Raw genomic sequence first — 21,408 nt, 5'->3', positions numbered from 1 at the left:
ACAAGGGAAGGAGCCTCGGTCTCCTTCCTTTTTTTGTATTATTCCCAAATTTACATGTGAGGTTTACGCATCTATATTTATTACGACCGTAAATCAATCAATTGTAAGCAAGCTAGTTCTCATGCATAATTGGGGTATATTGTTATAGCAAATAGATGTATTCCAATAGACTGGAGAGGCTTCGATGTACAGAGTAATGATTGTCGATGATGAAGCGGTTGTCCGGAACGGGTTGAAAAATACGATTAATTGGAGCGAGCATGGCTTCGAATTGATAGGTGATTATGCCAACGGCCGCGAGGCTTGGGATGCAGTAGAGTTGTATAGGCCGGAGCTGGTCATTTCAGATATTAGCATGCCCTTTATGGATGGGCTGGAGCTTGCGGGATTAATCTCAGCGCAGTTTCCGTATATCAAAATGATAATTTTAACGGGGTATGACGAATTTGAATATGCGCAGCAAGCGATTCGGCTTAAAATATCGGATTTTATTTTGAAGCCGATTACGGCACAGGAAATTAGGCTTCTGCTCGACCGCATTAGAGCGGAGATGGATGAAGAGAAGAAGCGGCGCGAGGATCTAAGCAGGCTTAACAGCCAATTGGAGCAGAGCCTTCCGCTTCTTAAGGAGCGGTTTCTTGAGCGTCTAGTCGCAGTTGGGCTGAAAGAATCGGAGGTGACGGAGCGCTTCGCTTATTTTAATCTTCCGCCCGTGTCGCCGCTGTATGTGGTAATGGTTGTAGATATCGATGATTTCGGAAACCGCGAGCTGCATTCCTATGAGCATGATTCCGAATTTTTGCGATTTGCGGCATTTGATATTTTTCAAGAAACGCTGGATGAAGATCATGTGCTAACCTTCCGTACCCGCGAGGAGCGGATGGTTGCGATTATTTTCGGACAGGACAATGAGAGTCTATTGTATGAGCGCGTATTTTCTCTTGCGGAGGAAGTCCGTTATCATGTGGAGAAATATTTGAGCTTTACGGTTACGATCGGAGTAGGCAGAGCCTGCGCTAACGTGGAGCAGCTTCCGATATCCTATAAGAGCGCTTTGTCTGTTCTGGATTACCGCTTCCTGCTTGGCAAAAATCGGGTACTGAGCATTATGGATATAGAGGGCAAGCCCACAAACGTTATGCCGCTTAGCCTGGAGTGGGATCGCAAGCTTGCGACAGCTGTCAAAACAGGCGCCATTCAAGAAGCGCATCAGTTAATTGAAACGGGAGTAGCCGAGCTTAAGGCGGCACTTGTCCCGGTAGAAGCCTGCATGCTGCAAATGCAGAAGGTTGTTCTATCGCTCATGAACTCGATCCAGGAGCTTGCTATTCAGCAGCAGGAGCCTTCCATCGAGCAGCAAATCAAGCTGATGAATGTGTTTAGATTCAAGACGCTGGATGAAATCGAGGTTTGGCTCAAAGAAGTGGTGTGCGCTGTCATTTCGACGATTACGGATAACCGCAATTATTTGACGAACATGCAAATTCATCGCGCAGTAGAGTACATTGATACGAATTATGCCAACGAGAAAATGTCTCTCCAGGATTTATGCCGCCATGTGCTCATGAGCACCAGCTATTTCAGCCTCGTCTTTAAGCAGCATACCGGAGAAACGTTTATCGAATATTTGACCGGTGTACGGGTTGCGAAGGCTAAGGAGCTGCTTCATAACTCAAATTTAAAATTATACGAAATCGCCGAGCAGGTCGGCTACAAGGACCCCAATTATTTCAGCATTCTATTTAAGAAGCATTCGGGAATAACACCCAAGGATTATCGAGATAAGCAAATAAAGGGGAGCGGAGCCTAGCATGCTCAAAGAACGTTTCTTTCCCTTATTCCCGCTCAAAAGCATTCAATCCAACATATCGTTAGCGTTCTCCTTATTAATATTGGCTGCAATCGTACTAACGAGTCTAGTAAGCTATCAAGTGTCCGTCGCCGCTGTCGAGCGGAACTCGAAAGGGTATATCGAAGAAATCATTAAGCAGGTCAATCTCAACATTCAATCCTATGTCGACAACATGGAGAACATCTCGCTGCTTGCTCTGACCAACAAGGATGTCAAATATTATATCTCCGACAACAGCTTCATAAGCGCAGAGAATCGCCGGATGTACGAGAAGCAAATATCCGACTTGTTTCAAGCGATTTTGTATACGCGCAAGGACATCGCTTCGATTATGGTGTTTGGCTATAATGGCAGATTTGTATCCGACCGCAGAATTACGAGCTTAAATCCGAATACCGATCTGGAGGAGCAAGCTTGGTATCAGATGGCTAAGGCAGCAGGCGGCCAGTCGGTCGTATCGGCTCCCCATGTGCAAAGCCTGATCGAGAACGAATACCGCTGGGTCGTTTCCTTAAGCCGGGAGCTTAAGAGCACCGATGGCATAACGGCCGAGGGCGTTTTCCTTGTTGATCTAAATCTCAGCATTATAAACGATATTTGCAACAACATTAATCTAGGCAAAAAAGGTTATCTCTTCATTGTGGACAAGCAGGGCAATATCGTCTACCATCCGCAGCAGCAGCTGATCGACAGCAAACTGCGGAGCGAGAGAATAACGGAGGTTTTGCAAGCCGAAAGCGGACAATCCTTTACCGTTAACCAGGGGGATGGCAAACGCATCTACTCCGTTCAGGATACAAACTTTGGATGGCGGATTGCGGGGGTTGCCTACACCGATGATTTGATTGCCAGCAAAGACAATTTGCGGAATTCGATTATTTTTTATTCCTTATGCGGCTTGGCTTTCTCGCTGCTTATTTCGCTTGGGCTGTCTCACCGGCTATCGAAGCCGATCCGGGTATTGACGTCGGATATGAAACAGGTGGAGAAAGGGAATTTCGACATTCAGACCGAAATCGGACAAATGAACGAAATCGGGCAGCTGGGCCGATCGTTTAATCTCATGGTCAGCCGGACAAAGTTTCTCATGGAGGAGACGATTCTAAACCAAGAGAACAAGCGCAAGAGCGAGCTGCTGCTGCTGCAATCACAGATTAATCCTCATTTTTTGTATAATACGCTCGATTCCATCGTCTGGATGGCCGAGCAGAAGCAGCATGAGGAGGTCGTGCTCATGACTTCCGCCTTAGCCAAGCTGTTCCGCGCGAGCATTACGAAGGATCAGGAGCTGATCCCGATTCGCGTAGAAATTGAGCATATTACGAACTATTTGCTGATACAGAAGATGCGCTACAATGATGAGCTTAATTATGTGATCGATATTGACGAAGCCATTGTTGGTTATAAGACACTTAAGATACTGCTTCAGCCCTTTGTCGAAAATGCGATCTATCACGGCATTCGCAGCATGTATGGTATGGATGACGGGTTAATTACGATACGCGGCAGACAATCGGGCGAACAGGTCATATTTGAAGTCGAGGACAACGGGCATGGCATGACACAGGAGCAGCTCGGACGGCTCTTCTTCCGCAGCGAGGAGGATAACCGCAATCAGGGCATCGGCATCCGTAACGTGAATGAGCGGATCAAGCTCTATTTTGGCCATGAATATGGCATTACAATCCGCAGCGAAATCGAGGAAGGCACCTGCATCACGATCGTAATACCGAAACTCGAGTAAGGAGAGCAGACTAATGCGGAAGCATCGATTTACGTTATGGCTCGTGCTGGCGATTGCGGTCATTGCGATCTATTCTGTATTTAATTTCAAATTATTTACGGGCTTTGCCCGCGAGGACAAAAGCGTCACCGTTATTTTGGAAACGCTGAATGTACGCTACGACTTCTGGCAGGCCGTGAACCAAGGCGCCGAAGCAGCGGCCAAAGAGATCGGGCTTAATCTGAGCGTGGAAGGCCCTCTTACCGAGGATGATGCGGATACTCAGATTCAAATATTGGAGGCAGCGATCGAGCGCAGGCCGCAAGCCATCGTCATCGCTACCCTTATGGATGACCGGATGCCGGCTGTTCTGGCGAAGGCGCGTGCGGCAGGCATTAAGCTGGTCGTTATTAATCAATCGCCGGATATGCTGCCTTCTCCGATCGTCGTCTCCAGCAATCATTTGGAATCAGGGCGGTTAGCGGGCCAGACCGCGATTAAGGAAACAAACGGCCATCCGAATATAGCGATTATTAGCGATAATGCGAATTCGGTCATTTCCGAGGAGCGGGTTGCAGGGATGAGGCTCGTTCTTGCCGGGTATAACGAAAGCTTGAAGGGTCCCTATTATGCGGACAATTCCGAGGACAGAGCGTACGAGATTGCCAAGCAGCTGATGATGAGCGACTCCTCCATCAATACGTTTATTACGCTAAACGGGTCCTCTTCCCAGGGCGTTGCTAAAGCGCTGAAGGAGCAAAATCGGATCGATGCGGTGAGCTTGATCGGGTTTGACAGCACGAGCGATGAGGTGCAGCTGCTGGAAGCAGGCATCATCAAAGCGTCCATCGTGCAGAAACCGTTTAATATGGGCTACTTAGGCGTGAAAACGGCATTAAACCTAATCGAAGGCGACAACGCTGATCCTAAGATCGATATCGAATCCAGCGTCATTACGAAAGAGAATATGTATACCACTGAAAATCAGAAGCTGCTGTTCCCGTTTATTAATAGCAAGTAGACTTTTTTCTGGGAGGATAAGATCACCCTATGCAGCGAAAATTTTATAATAAGCAGCCCTTCATGATTACCGTTATATTCACCCTTTCCGCGATTCTTCTCTCTTCATGCATGAATGCGAGCTCGGAGCCGATTGCGACGCCGAAGGAAGAGCGGGCGTTGATCCGGTTCGTTGCCTCTGAATACAGTACGGAGACGAAGCCGCTGCTGGAGAAGCTTGTAAAAGAATTCGAGCGTAAAAATCCGTTAATCGATGTGGAGCTGCAGGTAGCCAATTGGGATATTCTCGATGGCATCTATACGACCATGATCAGCAAGAATCAGCCTCCTGATCTTTTGAATACCAATGTTTATGCCCATTTTGCCCAGGATGACTTGCTTAATGACTTGGATGAGATCATATCGCCTGAGCTGGCGAGCAAGCTGTATCCGAATTTAGTTGAGATGGATCAGATGAACGGAGTGCAGTATGCCATCCCCTATGTAGCTACAACGCGGAATTTGTACTATAACAAAGATCTGTTCCAAAGAGCGGGCATCGCGGCTCCTCCGGCGACATGGTCAGAGCTTGAGCAGGCTGCCGGCAAAATCAAAGCGCTCGGCGAGGCGGAAGGATTCGGCGTAGATTTAACCGATAATGAGACGCAGGCATCGTTATCTTATATCTTTTACGGCTCGGGCGGAGAGTGGATTAAAGACGGGAAGTGGCATATTAACTCCAAAACAAACATCGAGGGTTTAACTTTTCTGAAAGAGCTGTTCGATAAAGGGCTGACCGATCCGGAGCCAACCGTTACGACTCGCGATGAGAAGCAGCGGATACTCGGAGCGGGAGAGCTTGCGATGATGATATCCGGCAATTATTTCTCGTCCGTCGTTCCGAAGGAATTCCCGAGCCTGCAATGGGGCAAAGGCCCGATACCGGTAAAGGACGGAACGCCGCCCATCACATTTGGCGTACACGATGTGCTAGTTTCGTTTAAGACCGATCATACGAACAAAGAAGCGTTGTCCAAATTTCTGGATTTTCTGTATGATGATCGTGCCTATGAGGAAATGATTAAGCGGGAAGGCTTCCTTCCTGCCACCACGACAGTAGGCGTTCGATTGTCCGAGCAGGACGAAGTGATGAAGAGCGATCTGGAAGCGCTGAGCAAAGCGAAGTTTTATCCGGTCAAGGAGCCGGCTTGGCAGGCCGTGCTCGATTATGCCCGCAAAATGGGCGATGCCGTCTTGTTCGAGCATACCACCCCAAAAGCAGCGTTAGATCAGCTCCAGCTTTTTGCCGAAACGAAGAGCAATCAGCTGAATAGCCGAAAAAAATGACGAAACACGATATTTTTCCTCTAAATTCATAGAGAAGAGAAGATAATAAAGAATATATGGAAGATATTCAATAGAGAATAAAGCCCTCCCAACTTATGATGAAATTACGCGCTAGAGCTCAAATACGAGCTCATTGCTACGGCGTATAAAACATCATTTGTGGGAGGGTTTGCTTTAATGATTATGAAGAAAAAGTTTGCAGCGCTTGGTATCGCCGCTATATTGGCAGCCGTATCGCTAACGGGTTGTGGTGGATCGAATAACGGTGGTTCTACGGGTAAAGCTTCCAACACGCCTTCCAATTCTGCTCCTGCCGCCGAGACGACAGTCGCTCCCGATGCCGGGAACGAAACAACGAAACTGACGGGCGATTTCGAAATTCAATACTTTGTTGGCGGATATGGCGACAAATGGTGGAAAAAGGTTATTGCTGATTTCCAAGCCGCGAACCCTGATCTAAACATTAAAGAATCCGCAGGGCCAAAAATAAATGATCAAAACAGACCTCGTTGGATTGGAGGAAATCCTCCTGATTTCGTATACATCGACGGTCCGGTCCTAAATGACCGCCAAATGGTCGAGGATGGCCAGCTTGAAGATTTGACGGATTGGCTGAAGGAAGCCAAAAACGTGGACGGCGATTTGATTACCGATATTCTGGCTCAGCCCGCACAACAATTTGACGGCAAAGTGTACAACATTCCGCTCGTTTTGAACTCATGGGGCGTGTTCTGGAACAAAGCGCTCTTCAAGGAAAAGGGCTACACGGAGCCAACTGACTTCCAATCCTTCCTTGACGTAAGCGAAAAAATTAAAGCGGACGGCATTACGCCATTCATTCACACGGGCAAATATCCTTATTATATTAACGGTTCGATTCTGTATCCTGCTATCGTATCGGCAAACAACAATGATTTCTCCATTCTTCAAGACATGGCAGCTAACAAGGTAGAAGCATTCGAGAGCCCGGCGGTACTTGCTGCGCTTAACAAAATCGTTGCGCTGCGCGATAAAGGCTTCATTGACAAAGCTTCCATCCAAATCAATCACACGGATTCACAAATGCTGTTCCTGCAAAATAAAGATGCTTTTATCCCGAATGGTCTGTGGCTGCCTAACGAAATGGCAAAAGATATTCCTGCCGGCTTTGACTTTGGCTTCATTCCTTCGGTTACGCAGGAAGCGGGCGGCAAAGTGGTTGCCAACACTTCCACATCTACTGTAGCTATCGCTAAAAAAGGCAAAAACAAAGAAGCAGCTAAAGCGTTCCTGCAATTCATCTTCTCGAAGCAGCAAGCTTCCCAGTGGGCTGAGCTTAGCGGCGCGCCTTCCAACATCAAAGGCGACATCAGCGCTTCCAACGCTCCAAGCTTTGTTAAAGACGCAGCGAAATATTTGACGGACCCGAACACGGTTGTCATCCCGACGATTACTTATAACGCAGACGTGGATAAAGCGATGATGGATGCTACGGATGCCCTTACCATCAGCACGATTACGCCTGAAGAGTGGGTTAAACGGGTTACTGACGTCGTGAAAAAAGTGAGCAAATAATAAGCCTTTAACAAAATGAAAGCAGCGGGTGATCGAGGCATAACGCCCTTTGGTCACCTTCTGCGAGTTTACTTGGAAGGATGGGTAGCATGAGCTCAGGGACGGCAAAATGGCAGCGAAATATATTTATTGCATCATTCATCATTCCGACGCTTCTCTTTTTTGGCGTATTTACGATTTATCCGGTTTTGCAAAGCTTGTATTATTCCTTCTTCGAATGGTCCGGCATGTCGGACAAAAAAACGTTTATCGGCCTTGATAATTTCAAAGAGATGATTCACGATCCCATTGTATGGCGAGCGATTGGCAACGATTATTTTCTAGTTGCGGGCAAAATAATCGGCATTATGCTTCTCGCGACGTTTTTTGCAGTAGCGCTTACCCGCTTTGGCTTTAGGCTGGCTGGGTTCTTCCGCTCGATCTTCTTTATTCCGAATGTCATCTCCGTCGTAGTTATCGGCGTATTGTGGAATTTTATATATAATCCGCAAATCGGCTTCTTAAATGGTTTTCTATCGTTATTCACGAAGGAAAAAGTGACGATAACATGGCTTGGCTTTCCCGATCACTCGATTTGGATGCTGCTGCCTCCGGCCATTTGGGCGGGTATCGGATTTTATATGATCCTATTGATTGCTGCCATCCAGAGCATTCCCGAATCCTATTACGAGGCGGCTAACATTGAAGGCGCGGGCCAGTGGAAGCAATTTTGGAGCATTACCGTTCCTCTGACTTGGGAGCAAATCAAAGTATCCATTTTGAATATTATGATGACAACGCTCAATGGCTCCTTCGTTATCGTATGGATTATGACAGAGGGCGGACCGGATAACAGCACGCAGGTTATGGGCTCTTATTTGTACCAAATGGCATTCCGTCAATTTCATTTTGGCTACGGCGCTGCGATCGGCTTTATGATCTTGGTCCTCTCATTAATTACGACTATCGCGCTTCAACGGTTAATGCGTCACGATACCGTTGAGATGAGCTAAGGGGGATAAAGATGAATTTACAGATTAAAAATCCGGTCGCCAAGCTGATTGTTTATGTCATTTTGCTGCTGTGGGGCATTTCCGTCTTGTATCCCCTCCTATGGACGCTGCTTGATTCCTTGAAAAATAATGAACAATTTTTCTTGAATGCACCATGGTCATTGCCCGAAATGCCGCTGCTGTGGTCCAACTTCTCGTATGTATGGAACAAATATCATTTTGACACCTATTTCGTGAACTCGATCGTCATTACTTTCGGTTCGACCCTGCTCGCTTTGCTGTTGTCGGCAACGACGGCCTATGTCTTGGCTAGGTATAAGTTTAGAGGGAGCAATGCCTTGCTGCTGCTCTATATTTCGTCGATGATGGTTCCGTTTGTACTTGCGCTTATTCCTTTGTTCTTCTTAATGAATTCGATGGGCCTCATTAATACGAAGATCGGTTTGATCTTTGTGTATACGTCAAGCCTGCTTGCGTTCGGCATCTTTGTCCTCGTTGGTTTTTTCAAATCGCTGCCGAAGGAGCTGGAAGAGGCTGCAATCGTGGATGGCGCTTCGTATTACGGGACATTCTTTAGAGTCATGCTTCCGTTATCACAGCCAGGCTTAATTACCATTGGCATTGTGAACATCTTGAACATTTGGAACGAGTATATCGTAGGTACGATACTCATTAATGATCCTGAGCAATACACGCTGCCGGTGGAAATAGGCGTAATGCAAGCCGAGATGCAGTATCGTACAGAGTGGGGGCCGCTGTTCGCAGCGCTGCTCATCACAATTATTCCTGTCCTTATTATTTATATTATTTTTCAAAGGCAGATCGCGAGCGGCATTACGGCCGGTGCGGTCAAATAATGGCGACTACACGAAAGGGCACTTTTATCAAAGTGTCCTTTTTGGCGCGCTGCATTTCTTCGTGCTTCCAAACAAGGAAAATCGACTAGCTGGTCGGAGGGCGTTCACTAATGATAGTAAGATTGTATTACATATGGAGAGGACAATATTAGAATCACAAGGAAACCTCGTCTATAATACAGGGTATAAACCGAAAGAAGCGAGGCGGAAACATGGCGGCTGAAGCAGTTTGGAAGGGAAATACCAACCAGGCAATCTGTGCATTTACATTCGATGACGGTCCTTCCCAGCTTCCACTGGAACGATGGCTTGATGTTCTAGAGCAGGAAGGCGTCATCGGTACCTTTTTCTTCACCGGAGAATGGATCGATCAGTTCCCTTATAAAGCGAGAGAAATGATTTCCCGCGGGCATGTGCTTGCCCCTCATACGTATCACCATCGCAGGATGGCGCAGGTGCCAAAGTCTGTATTTCTTGAGGAGCTAAAGCTAACCGAGCTTGCTTATCAGGATGCAACAGGCTTGCCATGTCCAGCCTTTATGCGTTTCCCTTACTGCTCGTACAATGAGGAAAATCTGGAATGGCTTGCGGAGTGGGGCGGTTATCTGGATATCGAAGGAATCGATTCCGGCGATTGGGCTGGCGTTCCAGCCGAAGAAATCGTTGCAGAGGTTGAACCGGGTCTGGTTAACGGGGCGATTGTCGTTATGCATAGCAATGATATTGCGAAGCATTCTCCCGAGGCGCTCAGGGAGCTGATCCGAATGGCGAAGCAAAGAGGGCTTAAAGCCATAGGCATACCTGAATTGCTGCAATCGCTTGGCATAGAAGCGGGCCATAAATCATGGAAAATTACAGTCGAGGTTCCTGCCGAGCCGGATCTTCCTGCGGAGAATTGGGTTCCACTTAGCAGCCGTGAGCAGCTTGCGGAGATAGCGGCCCAAAGTATAGATTGGCACATTAGGCAATATACGCAAAATTTCACCTCCGAGAGCGATTGGCTTCAGCATCTGGAAAATTCGCTCCATGAGTTTCGCACGATAGAAGATCGCCAGTTATTTTATCTATGGGAATTTAGCGGCTCCTATTGGGGTTATGTTCGAGCTGGCGTTATGAAAGATACGCTCGTATTACTCGATTTTGCAGCTAAGGAGGCGCAGGCGGACACTTTGGTCTATATGCTTCGCTGGGCTGTGGAGACGGCAAACAGACTTGGCTTAACTCGAATTGAGGCCAGGCAGGATATTCGCAGAATGCACAAAATGTGCGTTCAGTTAGGCTGGCAAGCCGAGATTGTGGAAGATCAATAGGAAATAAGTAAATAGAGGGCTGCCCATTTATAGGCGGCTCTTTCTGTCTTGCCCTTTAGCAGCATGATCTTCAAATTTACAAAGGCAATGATGAATATTATAATCCAATGAGTTGTTAGAACCATTGAACGGATAGCTAACATATCAGTCAGTTTGCTGCGGAAAAGAGGAGAAGCTCGGGTGAAATCATTAGCAGGCTATTATTTTTTATTTTATCTGGCCATGTCAGTCGTTATGCCGTATACGAGCCTTTATTTTAGCGATAGAGGCTTTAGCCACACCACGGTTGGCCTTATTTTATCTTTATGGGCTTTAGTCAGCGTCATTGCCCAGCCCGTGATGGGCCTCATCAACGACCGCATTAACAAACCGCGAAAAATCATGTTGATTTGTGCCATCGCGGCTCCTGTTCTCGGCTTAGGATTCCATTTTACGCATGGACTTGCGGCTATTCTTGTTTTATCTGTATTTTTCGCTTGGTTTCAATCCTCTGGCGGACCGATCGGCGACGCAATGGCAGTGGAAATAGCCAGCAAAAGGGGCTTCTCATTCGGCAGCGTTAGGCTGTGGGGAGCGTTAAGCTATGCGGTAGGAACCTTCTCGACGGGGATTTTGTACGAAAGATTTGGCTACACCGATATTTTTATTTATTATCTAGTTATAAGTACAACGGTCTGCCTGTCGCTAATGCTTCTTCCGGCAGCCCGGATTTCCCGCAGAAGAGTGACGTTATTTGGTCAAATGGGCGAGGTTGTTCGCAATAAACCTTTTATGATATTTGTGGTCACAAGCATGCTGATGATGATGTCGGCATCCATTAATATGAACTTTTTGCCGCTGTACTTTAAGGAAATGGGCTTCGATAAAAGCTGGATCGGCAGCGCTTTTGCGATTGCCGCCATTATTGAGGTCCCAATGTTTTGGGTAGCGACCAAGCTGAGCAAAAGAATCGGCAAATATCAGCTGTTATGCCTGGCCGCCGCCATTTATGGCATTCAATATTTCTTTTTGTTCTCATTCGCTAACGTTTCATTGACGCTGGCTGTTCAACTGTTGAACGGGATCGCGTTTGCTTTTGTAGCCGGCACATCGGTAGAAATCGTACAGAGCTATGCAACAGAGGGGACGAAGGCAACGCTTCAAACCGTATATGCGGCAGTAACATGGGGGCTTGGCGGAATTGTCGGAAATGCGATGGGAGGCATGGTTGTTGACCGCTTTGGGGCGCCATTCCTTTATTTAATCCTCTTCTGTCTATGTACTGCAGCTTCGCTGCTGTTTCTTTCAAGCCGGCATCACCAGAAATCCGCCAGCCATGTTATCGAAGCTTAATGCTGAAGGTTAGGCGCAGCAAAAAGGTCGTCTCTTACTGGAGCGGCCTTTTTTTTAATTTAACGCCCCTGTGTATTCGGAATGAGAGCCCGTATTGTATACTTGATTGGTCAAATGGATACTATTTCATTTAAATTAAAAATAGATTAGGTGATGAAATGACCGTGCTTACGATTCGGGAATTAGAGAGATATACGGAAAACGTGCTCGTATTCCCTGCTTTTCATATAGAAGTGGCTAGGCATGAGGTGGTCGCGCTCTATGCGGGCATGAGCGTGCGGCATACGCTAATCGCTATGCTAAGCGGAAGAATGCCGTTATCGAGCGGCGAGATTAGAGTGAATGATGAGGCATATACGACGAATAAAGCGGCTTATGTTTCGCAAATCGGTTTTGTTTTGTTAGAGGACGGGCTGTACGAGCGGCTAACGGTAAAGGAGCATTTTATATTTTACAAAAATTTGTACGGGTCTGATCTGGCGGTAGACAAGGCCATCCGCACGTCAAAGCTGGATGCCAAAGCAAATGTTAGGGTAGCTAAGCTAGGTTTGTCCGAGAAGCGCAGAATTCAATTTGCACGCTTATGGTTTCAGGACCCGGCGCTTTACGTATTCGAGGAGCCGGACCAAAACGTCGATCATGAAACGAAGCTCGTATTCCAGAGGATGGTCCAAGCGCTGAGCGATAACGGCAAAGGCGTGCTCGTTCTGACCGGCAATATGGAAACGGCGCTAAGTGTGACCAGCCGCGTATATCGACTAGATGAAAAAGGGCTAAAGGCATTTGATGTGCAAGATACGCAGGATGCTCCGCAAGCGGCGCCCTCCGAGACAGCTAACCATAATGAAGATCAGCAGCAATTGGCGGACGAAGAGGAAACAAGCGAAGATGAGCCTATCATTCAGCTAGTCAGGTTCGAGAAAATTCCTACCCGGATGAATGACAAAATTATTTTGTTCAATCCGCCGGAAATCGATTATATCGAAAGCAGCGAAGGGCAATCCAATCTTTATATTAAGGGCGAGATCTATCCGACGTCTTTCAAAATTAATGAGCTGGAGGAGCGGCTGCAAAGTTACGGTTTTTTTCGCTGCCATCGTTCCTACATCGTTAATTTGCAAAAGGTAAGAGAAATCGTCACCTATACGCGCAACAGCTACAGCCTTGTGCTCGATGACCAAGCCAAGTCGTCGGTTCCTTTGTCGAAAACAAAAATGGCGGAATTAAAGGACATGATAGGTCTCAAATAAGCTCCATTCGCCCAGCCGGCTGCTCCAAACAACGCCGATACTGCGCCATTCACCGCTAAATACGCGCCATTCATCCCTCCGTATGCTCCTTTCAACGGGAATATAATGCGCCTGCCTTCGTTCGAGGCTACGATTAGAGTAGATCGGATAACAAGACGGAGGTAGTGATCGCGATGGAAAATATCATTGAAGTGACTTCATTAGAAAAATCATTTGCAGATTTTCGAGCGTTGAAGGACGTATCCTTTAATGTAAGAAAAGGTGAAATTTTTGGTTTTTTAGGGCCAAGCGGGTCGGGCAAAACGACGACGATTAAAATATTAACGGCACAGCTAAAGCAGTCATCGGGAAGCGCTTTTGTATTGGGGGTGCCTGCAAGCCGATTGAAGGAAGAGAAATACCGTAAAAAAATGGGTGTCATTACGGACAACACCGCCTTGTATGGCCGGCTGAACGTATACGATAATTTGAAGCTGTATTGTGATTTGTATGATGTGCCTGCGAAACGGATCGACGAGGTTCTTCAGATGGTGAATTTGGAGAAAGAGAGCAAGAAAATGGTCTCCAAGCTATCCAGAGGGATGACGCAAAGGGTGACCTTGGCACGCGCTTTCCTGCATGAGCCGGAGCTGCTGTTTCTTGATGAGCCAACGTCCGCTCTGGACCCTGTCAACACAAAGCATGTCTATGAAGGGCTGACGCGTCTAAAGGAGAAGGGAACGACAATCTTTTTGACGACACATGACATGGTCGAAGCCGAAACGCTGTGCGACCGGGTTGCTTTCCTAAACAACGGGCAAATTCAACTGCTGGATGCGCCAAGGAAGCTGCGCGAGCAGCATGGGGATGCTACGCTAACGGTAGAGTTAAACAATGGAACTAGCGCTATCGTTCCCATGGGGGCTGAAGGCGCGCAGCAGCTATTCAACTATATGAGCTTGAATCAAGTCGTGTCGGTTCAAACCAATAATCCGACGCTTGGCGATATTTTTGTAGAGGTAACAGGGAGGGCATTGTCATGACTTTTTCCATGAAGCGCGTAATGACGATTATGCAAAAGGATTATAAGGATTTATCACGCAATCTGTATGTGTCCATGACGCTATTCATTCCGTTAATCATGGCGGCGATTTTTGGGCGCTTGGATAGCGGGACAGTTGATGCCCAGTATATGATTATCAATATGGCCTTTATTATGGTGGCGACCTATATTCAGTCCTCGCTCATTGCCGAAGAGAAGGAAAAGAATACGCTGCGCGGATTAATGCTGTCGCCAGCCAGCACGTTTGAGATTTTTTGCGGCAAAAGCTTGCTGACCTTCATTTCGACCGCTGTCATTGTTTTTCTCTCGTCGATGCTGATCGATTATCATCCGAAAAATATGTTAATCGTCACGGCGGCGCTCTTTTTGTCCGCGATTTTTTACCTAGGGGTTGGCACTTGGATCGGGCTGCTTACAAAGTCGGTTATGGAAGCCTCGGTTGCGATTGTGCCTGCCATCCTTATTTTTACTTTTGGCTCGCTTGTCATTCCTTTCATCGAGAAGTATCCGATTCTAGGTATCGTTGAGTATATGCCGAACTTTCAGCTTATCGACTTGGCTCGCCAAGTGGAGGCGGGTGCTGGCATGGTGGATGTGTGGCCCAATATGGGGATCATCCTAGTGTGGGCAATCGCCATTCATGTCTTATCTGTATATGTGTACAAGAAAAGCATGATGGATTAATGGAGCGAAAGATTGGCAAAAAAACTAAAAATACATTTTTTTGATTATATGTCATTGTTTTAAAAAATAATGCTCTTTAATAAACGGCTGACAGATGCTGTATCTGCTAGCCGTTTATTTTATTTTTGCCCGTTTTACAGGCATTTCCTCCTCTGTTAACGCTATTGTTAAGAATTTGTATGGTTTGCTTCAAACGTATAGACAGAGCAAGTCCTATCCATTAATTTTAGACATGTGTTCATATGAATAGGTATGAGGGGGTCTTCTCTAGAAGCTTAGCATGCTATTAAACAAGCGAATGAAAGTACAACATTATAACGGAGGTTTATAACATGTTATCTAGCAAGTGGGCCAAGCTGGCAACAGCTGTTCTTCTATCGTCAAGTATTCTAGGACAAAACATTTCAATGACTACTGCTTTTGCAGACACAAATAATCAGCTAACCAAAGCTGCGGCTCCAAGCAGCGGAAAGTGGATGGCGGGCGATTACCATGTCCATACCTACGTTTCGAATGATGCGCAGCAATCCCTTCAAACCGTGCTTGACCAAGGCTTTGAAACATACGGCATGGACTGGTTGGCTTTATCCGATCACCTCAGAATGTCGGATCGTGATGACGAGGGACATAACGTACCAGGCGGACCGATTCCGCTTTCCCAAGCTATCGTTGATTATCAGACGAAAAAAATCAACGAACTGAGAGGTCAAGGCAAATACCAAGGCAAAATTACGTTTACGGGCTTTGAATGGGATATGCCAACTTACGACCATACGGGCGTAGGCATTTTGGATGGCAGCATGAAGGCATCGAGCCAGTTTGAGTATTTATTTACGAATCGTGATGCCAATTTGTTTAAGGCAGAGGATAGGGCTATATGGGATCAGAAGGATCAACGGGCCTATTCAAATGCAGCGGACGCCCGGACTGCGGTGAAGTGGCTGGCTTCGAATTACAATGACTCAAGCTATATGATTATTAATCATCCTTCAAGAAAACTAGCCAACGGGAAAACGATATTCCAAATTTCCGATATCCGCGATTTTAATAATATTGCTCCTAATGTCGTTTTCGGAATGGAAGGCATGCCGGGCAACCAGATGGAGCCTGACCGCGGCGGCTTGAATCAAAACAATCCGAAAAACAAAACGTATGGCGGTTCTGACTATATGATCGCGAAGGTCGGAGGCGTGTGGGATGCGCTGCTCGGCGAAGGGCGCCACTTCTGGAACTTTGCTAATTCAGATTTCCATTTTAAAGTAGCAGGCGATCGATTTTCCAGCGGTTATTTGCCGGGTGAGTACTCAAAGAACTATACCTGGGTAGATGGAAATGATATGAATGCCGTGCTGAAGGGCATGCGCTCAGGCAAATCGTTTTCCGCGTACGGTAATCTGATCAATGCGCTGGATTTCAATATTGCAAACGAAACGGGTAAAGGCGAGATGGGAGAGGACTTTAAAGTAAAAGAAGGCGACCCGCTCAAGCTGACGATTCGGTTCAAAAGCCCAAAAACAAACAACTATGCCGTCATCAAAAGTGTAACACCTGCAGTTAACGACAGATATACGCATACTAGCAATGTAACGAATGAGGTTAACGTAGATCATGTTGATCTAATTGCAGGCGATGTCACAGGCGAGGTTAAGCCAGGATCACCGAATTACAACAAAGATACGAATGAATCAACGAAGGTTATTGCGAGATTTACGAGCAAAGACTGGACAACGGATGCAGAAGGCTACAATGTAATTACGTACAATTTAGACGCTGCCAACAAGGACCAGTATTTTAGGCTTAGAGGAACAAATCTTGGCGTAGACGTTGCTGGCGAAACCGAAAACGGCGAGCCGCTTATTGACGCGAAAGTGGAAGACGACCGGAGTTTCGAGAATGATAAAGATGTTCAATCTATGAAGAGATTTAACGAAATTAACGATCGCAACTACAAGGATCTATGGTTCTATTCCAACCCAATCTTTGTAAAGACCGAGCCATACAGCAATGACCAAGCGGTGAGCGATGCGCTGAATGTACTGGATTTAGGCAACACGATCGGAGTAGAATCCGATATTGAGCTGCCGCAGCAAAGCCTGCACGGTACTTCCCTCACTTGGAAAAGCTCCAACCCGCAAGTGATCAGCGATACTGGGAAGTTCGGATTTCGTCCGAAAAATGATGCGTTGGTTACTTTGACCGCAACCGCTACGCGCGGCGACGTGTCCAAAAGCAAAGTTTTCTATGCCTCGGTGAAAGGCGCGGAGAATGCTGCCGGACTGAAGCTTCAAGAAAAATTGAGCACAGAGGGCAACCAAATTCTGAAAAATGGCGACTGGACGAACAAAAACGTAACGGTAAGCGTCTATGCATCCGTCTACAAGCCGGTTTCCATCGCGGAGCTGCTCGTGTCGAAGGACGGCGGACAACAGTATGAGCCATACGAGAACGAAAGCAAAATCGTAGTGTCGCAGGATGGCGAGCATACGCTGTTGTTCAAAGCTAAGGATACGCTTGGCAACGAAACCTCATTGCCGGTGAAAACTAATATTGACCGCGTCAAGCCGGTGCTTACTCTTGTAGGAGCAAAGACGATTAATCTAAACGTGGGCAACGCCTATACGGAGCAGGGTGCTATAGCAACGGATAACACTGGGGTAGCCGATAAGGTATCCGTCACGGGATCGGTGAACACTTCGACTGCCGGAACTTATACGCTGAAGTATAACGTTAGCGACCGTGCAGGCAATGCGGCGGATGAAATAACACGCACCGTTACCATAAGCAGAAACGATCCTGGAAGCAGCACTGGAGGCCCGGGTCCGGTTGTGACGAACCCGCCGAAGGGAGAGCCAAAGCCGGTCACTTCAGTAGAGGTTGAGCTTGATGCATCCAAAGGCACAGAAGGTTCGGTTAAAAATGTTGTATCTTTCAAGGTGCCTGCCGACGCGGTTGCTACTGATGGAAAAATAAGCGCGAAGGTCGTTGAAGCGAGTGCCGTGCCATCGGCAGGAACGCTTGAGTCGCTTAGCCCTACGGTAGAGTTCCTTAGCACGTCAGGCAGCACGTTTAACAAGCCGATCGACATTACCTTCAACTACAAGCAAGAGCAAGTGCAAGCTGGCAAGAAAGCTGCGATCTATTACTACAATGAGCAGCAGAAGCGCTGGGTTTATATCGGCGGAGATGTTAGAGCGGACGGTACGATTACAGTTAGCGTTAAGCATTTCACCAAATTTGCGGTTTACCAAGCGGAGCCGAAAGTGCTCTCCGATGTGACCGCTCACTGGGCAGCTCCATATACGGCTCGTTTGCTTGGCATGAATGTCATTCAAGGCTTTGAGGACAATACGTTCCGTCCTGAGGTGACTGTAACGCGCGCAGCATTCGCGAAAATGATTGTCCAGGCGCTGGGGCTTCCAGCAGCTTCGGGGAATACCAGCTTTGCGGATAACAACGAGATTCCAGCATGGGCTAAAGGTGATGTAGCTGCTGCTGTACAAGCAGGCATTTTGAAGGGCTACGAGCAAAACGGAAAAACATGGTTTAAAGCAAGCCAAACGATTACACGCGCAGAAATGTCCGTGATGATCGCGAACGCTTTGAAAGCTAATTCGCAGCAGCCGGCAAACGCAGAGATCTCGTTTAAAGATGCTGCCGCCATTCCGGCTTGGGCAAAGTCCTCCATTAATACAGCTGTAACGGCTGGTATTCTTACGGGCTATAAAGATCTTACGTTCCGCTCGGACCGCGAAGCTAGCAGAGCAGAAGCTGCGGCTATGATTTACAGGCTGCTTGACAGCCTTCATATCTAAACGAATGGGATAACAAAAAGAACCTTCAAGCCACTCAAAAGGTGAGCTGAAGGTTCTTTTTTGTCGATTTTCAGCATTAAACGTCCGTTAATACCGTATCGTCTGTCAAATATTTTTCGGTCAAGATGGACAACAGCTGAATGCCGACCTCATTGTGTCCGCCCTCTGGGATGATCAGATCGGCATACTTTTTGGAAGGCTCGATAAAGGCCTCATGCATAGGCTTCACTGTTTTTAAATATTGATCGTGCACGGATTGGATCGTCCGTCCGCGTTCCTCCATATCCCGAAGCACTCGGCGGAGAATACGGACATCGGGATCGGTGTCGACGAATACTTTGATGTCGAGTATGTTACGGATGCTCTCTTCATACAGCACATGGAGTCCTTCGAGAATGACGATGCTGTTTGGCTTAAGCTCTACCGACTCACCCTCAACACGTGCAAAAAGGGAAAAGTCATAGACCGGCGCATAGACGGTTTTGCCTTCTCTAAGAAGCAGGAGGTCGCGAGCTAACAGCTCGATGTCAAAAGATAACGGATGATCATAATTAATCATCTTGCGTTCGTCTAGGCTGAGATGTATGGGGTTACTATAGTAATTATCCTGGGATATGAATGTGACTTTTTCTGATCCAAGACGGTCGATAACAGAGCGGGCAACCGTTGTTTTGCCCGAACCGGTGCCGCCGGCGATTCCAATAATAAGCATGGCGATTAAATAAACCTCCCTAATTGTATTGCCGGTGCAATTTCAGCAATTTTAGTATTGTAGCATAGCCTTCACATTTTTTCATCTCAATCGTACAATCAAGCATAAGGAGGGCGGAAAATGAACAAATCGGGCTTTCAAGCTGGAAGAAGCGAGGCTTCGTTTTTGCACAGCAGCATTATGGCCGCAACGCTTGGAATGGGTTGTTTTTGGAGTCCGGAGGCATTATTCGGACATTTGCCTGGCGTGGTTCGAACGCGTGTCGGCTATGCTGGCGGCACCGCTGCGGACCCGACCTACAGGCAGATGGGAGATCATTCGGAGACGATCCAGATTGCTTTTGACTCGGAAATCGTTTCTTTTGAAGAGATTTTAGAGGTGTTTTGGGACAACCATAACCCGGATAACATCAATGATTATAAGGGGCGGCAGTATAGATCGATCTTGTTTTATACGGATGCACAGCAAATTGAAACGATTAGGCGTGTGTTGAAAAAACGGACCGTGCATGGAGTACCGGAGCCAAGTACGGAAATCGCTCCTTTTGCGAAGTTTTATCCTGCCGAGGATCGGCATCAAAAGTATTATTTGAAGAGGTATCCCGATGCCATGGAGAAGCTTAGTGAATGGTATCCCACACAGGAAGAACTGATCGACTCCACCTTAGCTGCCCGTTTGAATGGCTTGGCCAAGGGCTATACGAATTTGGAGCGCATCGTGAATGAAATCGAGCATTGGCAGTTCCAAGCGGATGTGCAGAAGCGGATGGTGGAGCTCGTTAAGCGAATTCGGTGGTAGGAATTGCTTATTCCGATATAGGCGGACCAAGCTATTTCTTACCTGTGGCTAAGAATGGTAAAATGAATGAGACAGGCATCCGATCAAATCGAAGGAGTGATGAGCTTGAAGTATAGACGACTTGGAAGCACGGGGTTAAACGTATCGGTAATTGGTCTTGGAACCTGGCAGTTTGGCGGGGAGTGGGGCCGGGAATATTCGCAAAAGGAAGCGGATCTGGTTCTCGACAAAGGGCATGAGCTTGGCATTAACCTGATTGACACCGCTGAATGTTATGGCGATCATCTCTCGGAATCATTGATCGGGAATTATATCAGCCGCCGCAACCGCGAGGATTGGATCATTGCGACAAAGTTCGGGCATCACTTTCATGAGCGTTTCACTCGCACCGATTCCTTTAACGCGGAGGGGGTCATTGCCCAGCTTGATGCATCGCTGAAGGCACTGCAGCTTGAATACATTGACTTGTACCAATTCCATTCCGGACCGGACCAGTCCTTCGACAACGATGAGCTGTGGACCGCACTGGATAAGCAAATAGCAGCTGGCAAAATCCGTTTTCTAGGCACGTCGATTGGAAGCAATGACAACCTTCATCAAACGGAGGCGTCATCCAAAGTGAATTCACGCGTCATTCAGGTTGTCTACAACAGGCTTGACCGCGCGCCGGAAGAGCGCGTATTCCCGTCTTGCCAGCAGCAGGATTTGGGCGTGCTTGCCCGCGTTCCGCTCGCGAGTGGTTATTTGAGCGGCAAATACAAGCCGGGTGCAGTCTTCGGCGAGACCGATGTGCGCCACAGGCATGATGCCGAGAATACGCGGCTTAAGCTGCTCGAGGTGGAGCATATCCAGCGGGAAGAAGTTCCGCAAGGCGTAACGATGGCTAGCTGGGCGCTGGCATGGTGCTTGAAGCATCCGGCAGTTACCGCAGTTATCCCGGGCTGCAAGGACGCCGAGCAGGTTGAAGCCAACGCCAAAGCCGCAGACCTTCTCACTGAGCCGCATCCGCAGGATGTCAGCATCTAACTTGGCTAACGCCTATGATATAGCGTAAAAAAATACCCCTAGAATCTCATCGGATAAACCAAGCGTTTATTCCGATGCTCATTCTAAGGGGTGTTTTTTCATTTGGCTGCTTTTTGCG

General features: G+C 47.3%; 16 protein-coding genes. 15 read left to right on the top strand and 1 reads right to left on the bottom strand.

Translation table 11 applies throughout. The annotated features are described in order from the left end of the window. Nucleotides 1-184 precede the first annotated feature (184 nt). The 13 genes from A7975_RS24125 to A7975_RS24065 all read left to right on the top strand — a co-directional run bounded on the left by A7975_RS24125 (nucleotide 185) and on the right by A7975_RS24065 (nucleotide 18,754). A complete protein-coding gene (locus tag A7975_RS24125) occupies nucleotides 185-1,810 on the top strand; it encodes a response regulator (RefSeq protein WP_065386792.1) in 1,626 nt (541 codons plus the stop codon). A 1-nt stretch (nucleotide 1,811) separates the two neighbouring features. Further along, the gene (locus tag A7975_RS24120) at nucleotides 1,812-3,596 is read left to right on the top strand and encodes a cache domain-containing sensor histidine kinase (protein WP_065386791.1); all 1,785 of its coding nucleotides are present in this window, start codon (nucleotides 1,812-1,814) and stop codon (nucleotides 3,594-3,596) included. A gap of 13 nt (nucleotides 3,597-3,609) precedes the next feature. Further along, nucleotides 3,610-4,596: a substrate-binding domain-containing protein gene (locus A7975_RS24115; protein WP_065386790.1), complete on the top strand. Its 987-nt coding sequence runs from the start codon at nucleotides 3,610-3,612 to the stop codon at nucleotides 4,594-4,596. Nucleotides 4,597-4,625: 29 nt separating this feature from the next. Continuing rightward, entirely contained in the window at nucleotides 4,626-5,921 is a 1,296-nt protein-coding gene (locus tag A7975_RS24110) for an extracellular solute-binding protein (protein ID WP_065386789.1), read from the top strand. A 177-nt stretch (nucleotides 5,922-6,098) separates the two neighbouring features. Next, nucleotides 6,099-7,475, top strand: a complete 1,377-nt coding sequence (locus A7975_RS24105; protein WP_141680396.1) for an ABC transporter substrate-binding protein — start codon at nucleotides 6,099-6,101, stop codon at nucleotides 7,473-7,475. Between the two features lie 89 nt (nucleotides 7,476-7,564). Further along, nucleotides 7,565-8,467 (top strand): carbohydrate ABC transporter permease, encoded by a 903-nt coding sequence (locus A7975_RS24100; RefSeq protein ID WP_053373148.1) that lies wholly within the window; start codon nucleotides 7,565-7,567, stop codon nucleotides 8,465-8,467. Nucleotides 8,468-8,478: 11 nt separating this feature from the next. After that, nucleotides 8,479-9,324, top strand: a complete 846-nt coding sequence (locus tag A7975_RS24095; RefSeq protein ID WP_065386788.1) for a carbohydrate ABC transporter permease — start codon at nucleotides 8,479-8,481, stop codon at nucleotides 9,322-9,324. A gap of 212 nt (nucleotides 9,325-9,536) precedes the next feature. Beyond that, nucleotides 9,537-10,634, top strand: coding sequence for a polysaccharide deacetylase family protein (locus tag A7975_RS24090; protein ID WP_053373146.1), 1,098 nt, complete (start codon nucleotides 9,537-9,539; stop codon nucleotides 10,632-10,634). A 180-nt stretch (nucleotides 10,635-10,814) separates the two neighbouring features. Next, nucleotides 10,815-11,966, top strand: coding sequence for an MFS transporter (locus tag A7975_RS24085; protein WP_065386787.1), 1,152 nt, complete (start codon nucleotides 10,815-10,817; stop codon nucleotides 11,964-11,966). 158 nt (nucleotides 11,967-12,124) lie between these two features. Beyond that, nucleotides 12,125-13,216 (top strand): LytTR family transcriptional regulator DNA-binding domain-containing protein, encoded by a 1,092-nt coding sequence (locus tag A7975_RS24080; protein WP_065386786.1) that lies wholly within the window; start codon nucleotides 12,125-12,127, stop codon nucleotides 13,214-13,216. A gap of 173 nt (nucleotides 13,217-13,389) precedes the next feature. Further along, complete coding sequence (locus A7975_RS24075) at nucleotides 13,390-14,238, top strand: ABC transporter ATP-binding protein (protein WP_053373143.1); 849 nt, start codon at nucleotides 13,390-13,392, stop codon at nucleotides 14,236-14,238. Then, on the top strand, nucleotides 14,235-14,942 hold the full coding sequence (locus A7975_RS24070) for an ABC transporter permease (protein ID WP_053373142.1): 708 nt from the start codon (nucleotides 14,235-14,237) through the stop codon (nucleotides 14,940-14,942). The genes A7975_RS24075 and A7975_RS24070 overlap by 4 nt, the downstream gene beginning before the upstream one ends. A 332-nt stretch (nucleotides 14,943-15,274) precedes the next feature. Beyond that, entirely contained in the window at nucleotides 15,275-18,754 is a 3,480-nt protein-coding gene (locus A7975_RS24065) for an S-layer homology domain-containing protein (RefSeq protein WP_065386785.1), read from the top strand. A 76-nt stretch (nucleotides 18,755-18,830) separates the two neighbouring features. Here A7975_RS24065 and udk read toward each other — a convergent pair whose 3' ends face one another. Further along, nucleotides 18,831-19,466 carry a uridine kinase gene (udk, locus tag A7975_RS24060; RefSeq protein ID WP_053373140.1) on the bottom strand — a complete coding sequence of 212 codons (636 nt, stop codon included), beginning with the start codon at nucleotides 19,464-19,466 and terminating at the stop codon, nucleotides 18,831-18,833. 120 nt (nucleotides 19,467-19,586) lie between these two features. Here udk and msrA point away from each other — a divergent pair, with 120 nt between their 5' ends. Both msrA and A7975_RS24050 read left to right on the top strand, forming a co-directional pair. Then, entirely contained in the window at nucleotides 19,587-20,264 is a 678-nt protein-coding gene (msrA, locus tag A7975_RS24055; RefSeq protein WP_141680395.1) for a peptide-methionine (S)-S-oxide reductase MsrA, read from the top strand. 105 nt (nucleotides 20,265-20,369) lie between these two features. Next, a complete protein-coding gene (locus A7975_RS24050; RefSeq protein WP_065386894.1) occupies nucleotides 20,370-21,290 on the top strand; it encodes an aldo/keto reductase in 921 nt (306 codons plus the stop codon). Nucleotides 21,291-21,408: the final 118 nt, after the last annotated feature.

This window comes from Bacillus sp. FJAT-26390 (genome assembly GCF_001682865.1).
Classification (GTDB): Bacteria; Bacillota; Bacilli; order Paenibacillales; family Paenibacillaceae; genus Pristimantibacillus.
This window is presented reverse-complemented; position numbering and strand designations above follow the sequence as displayed.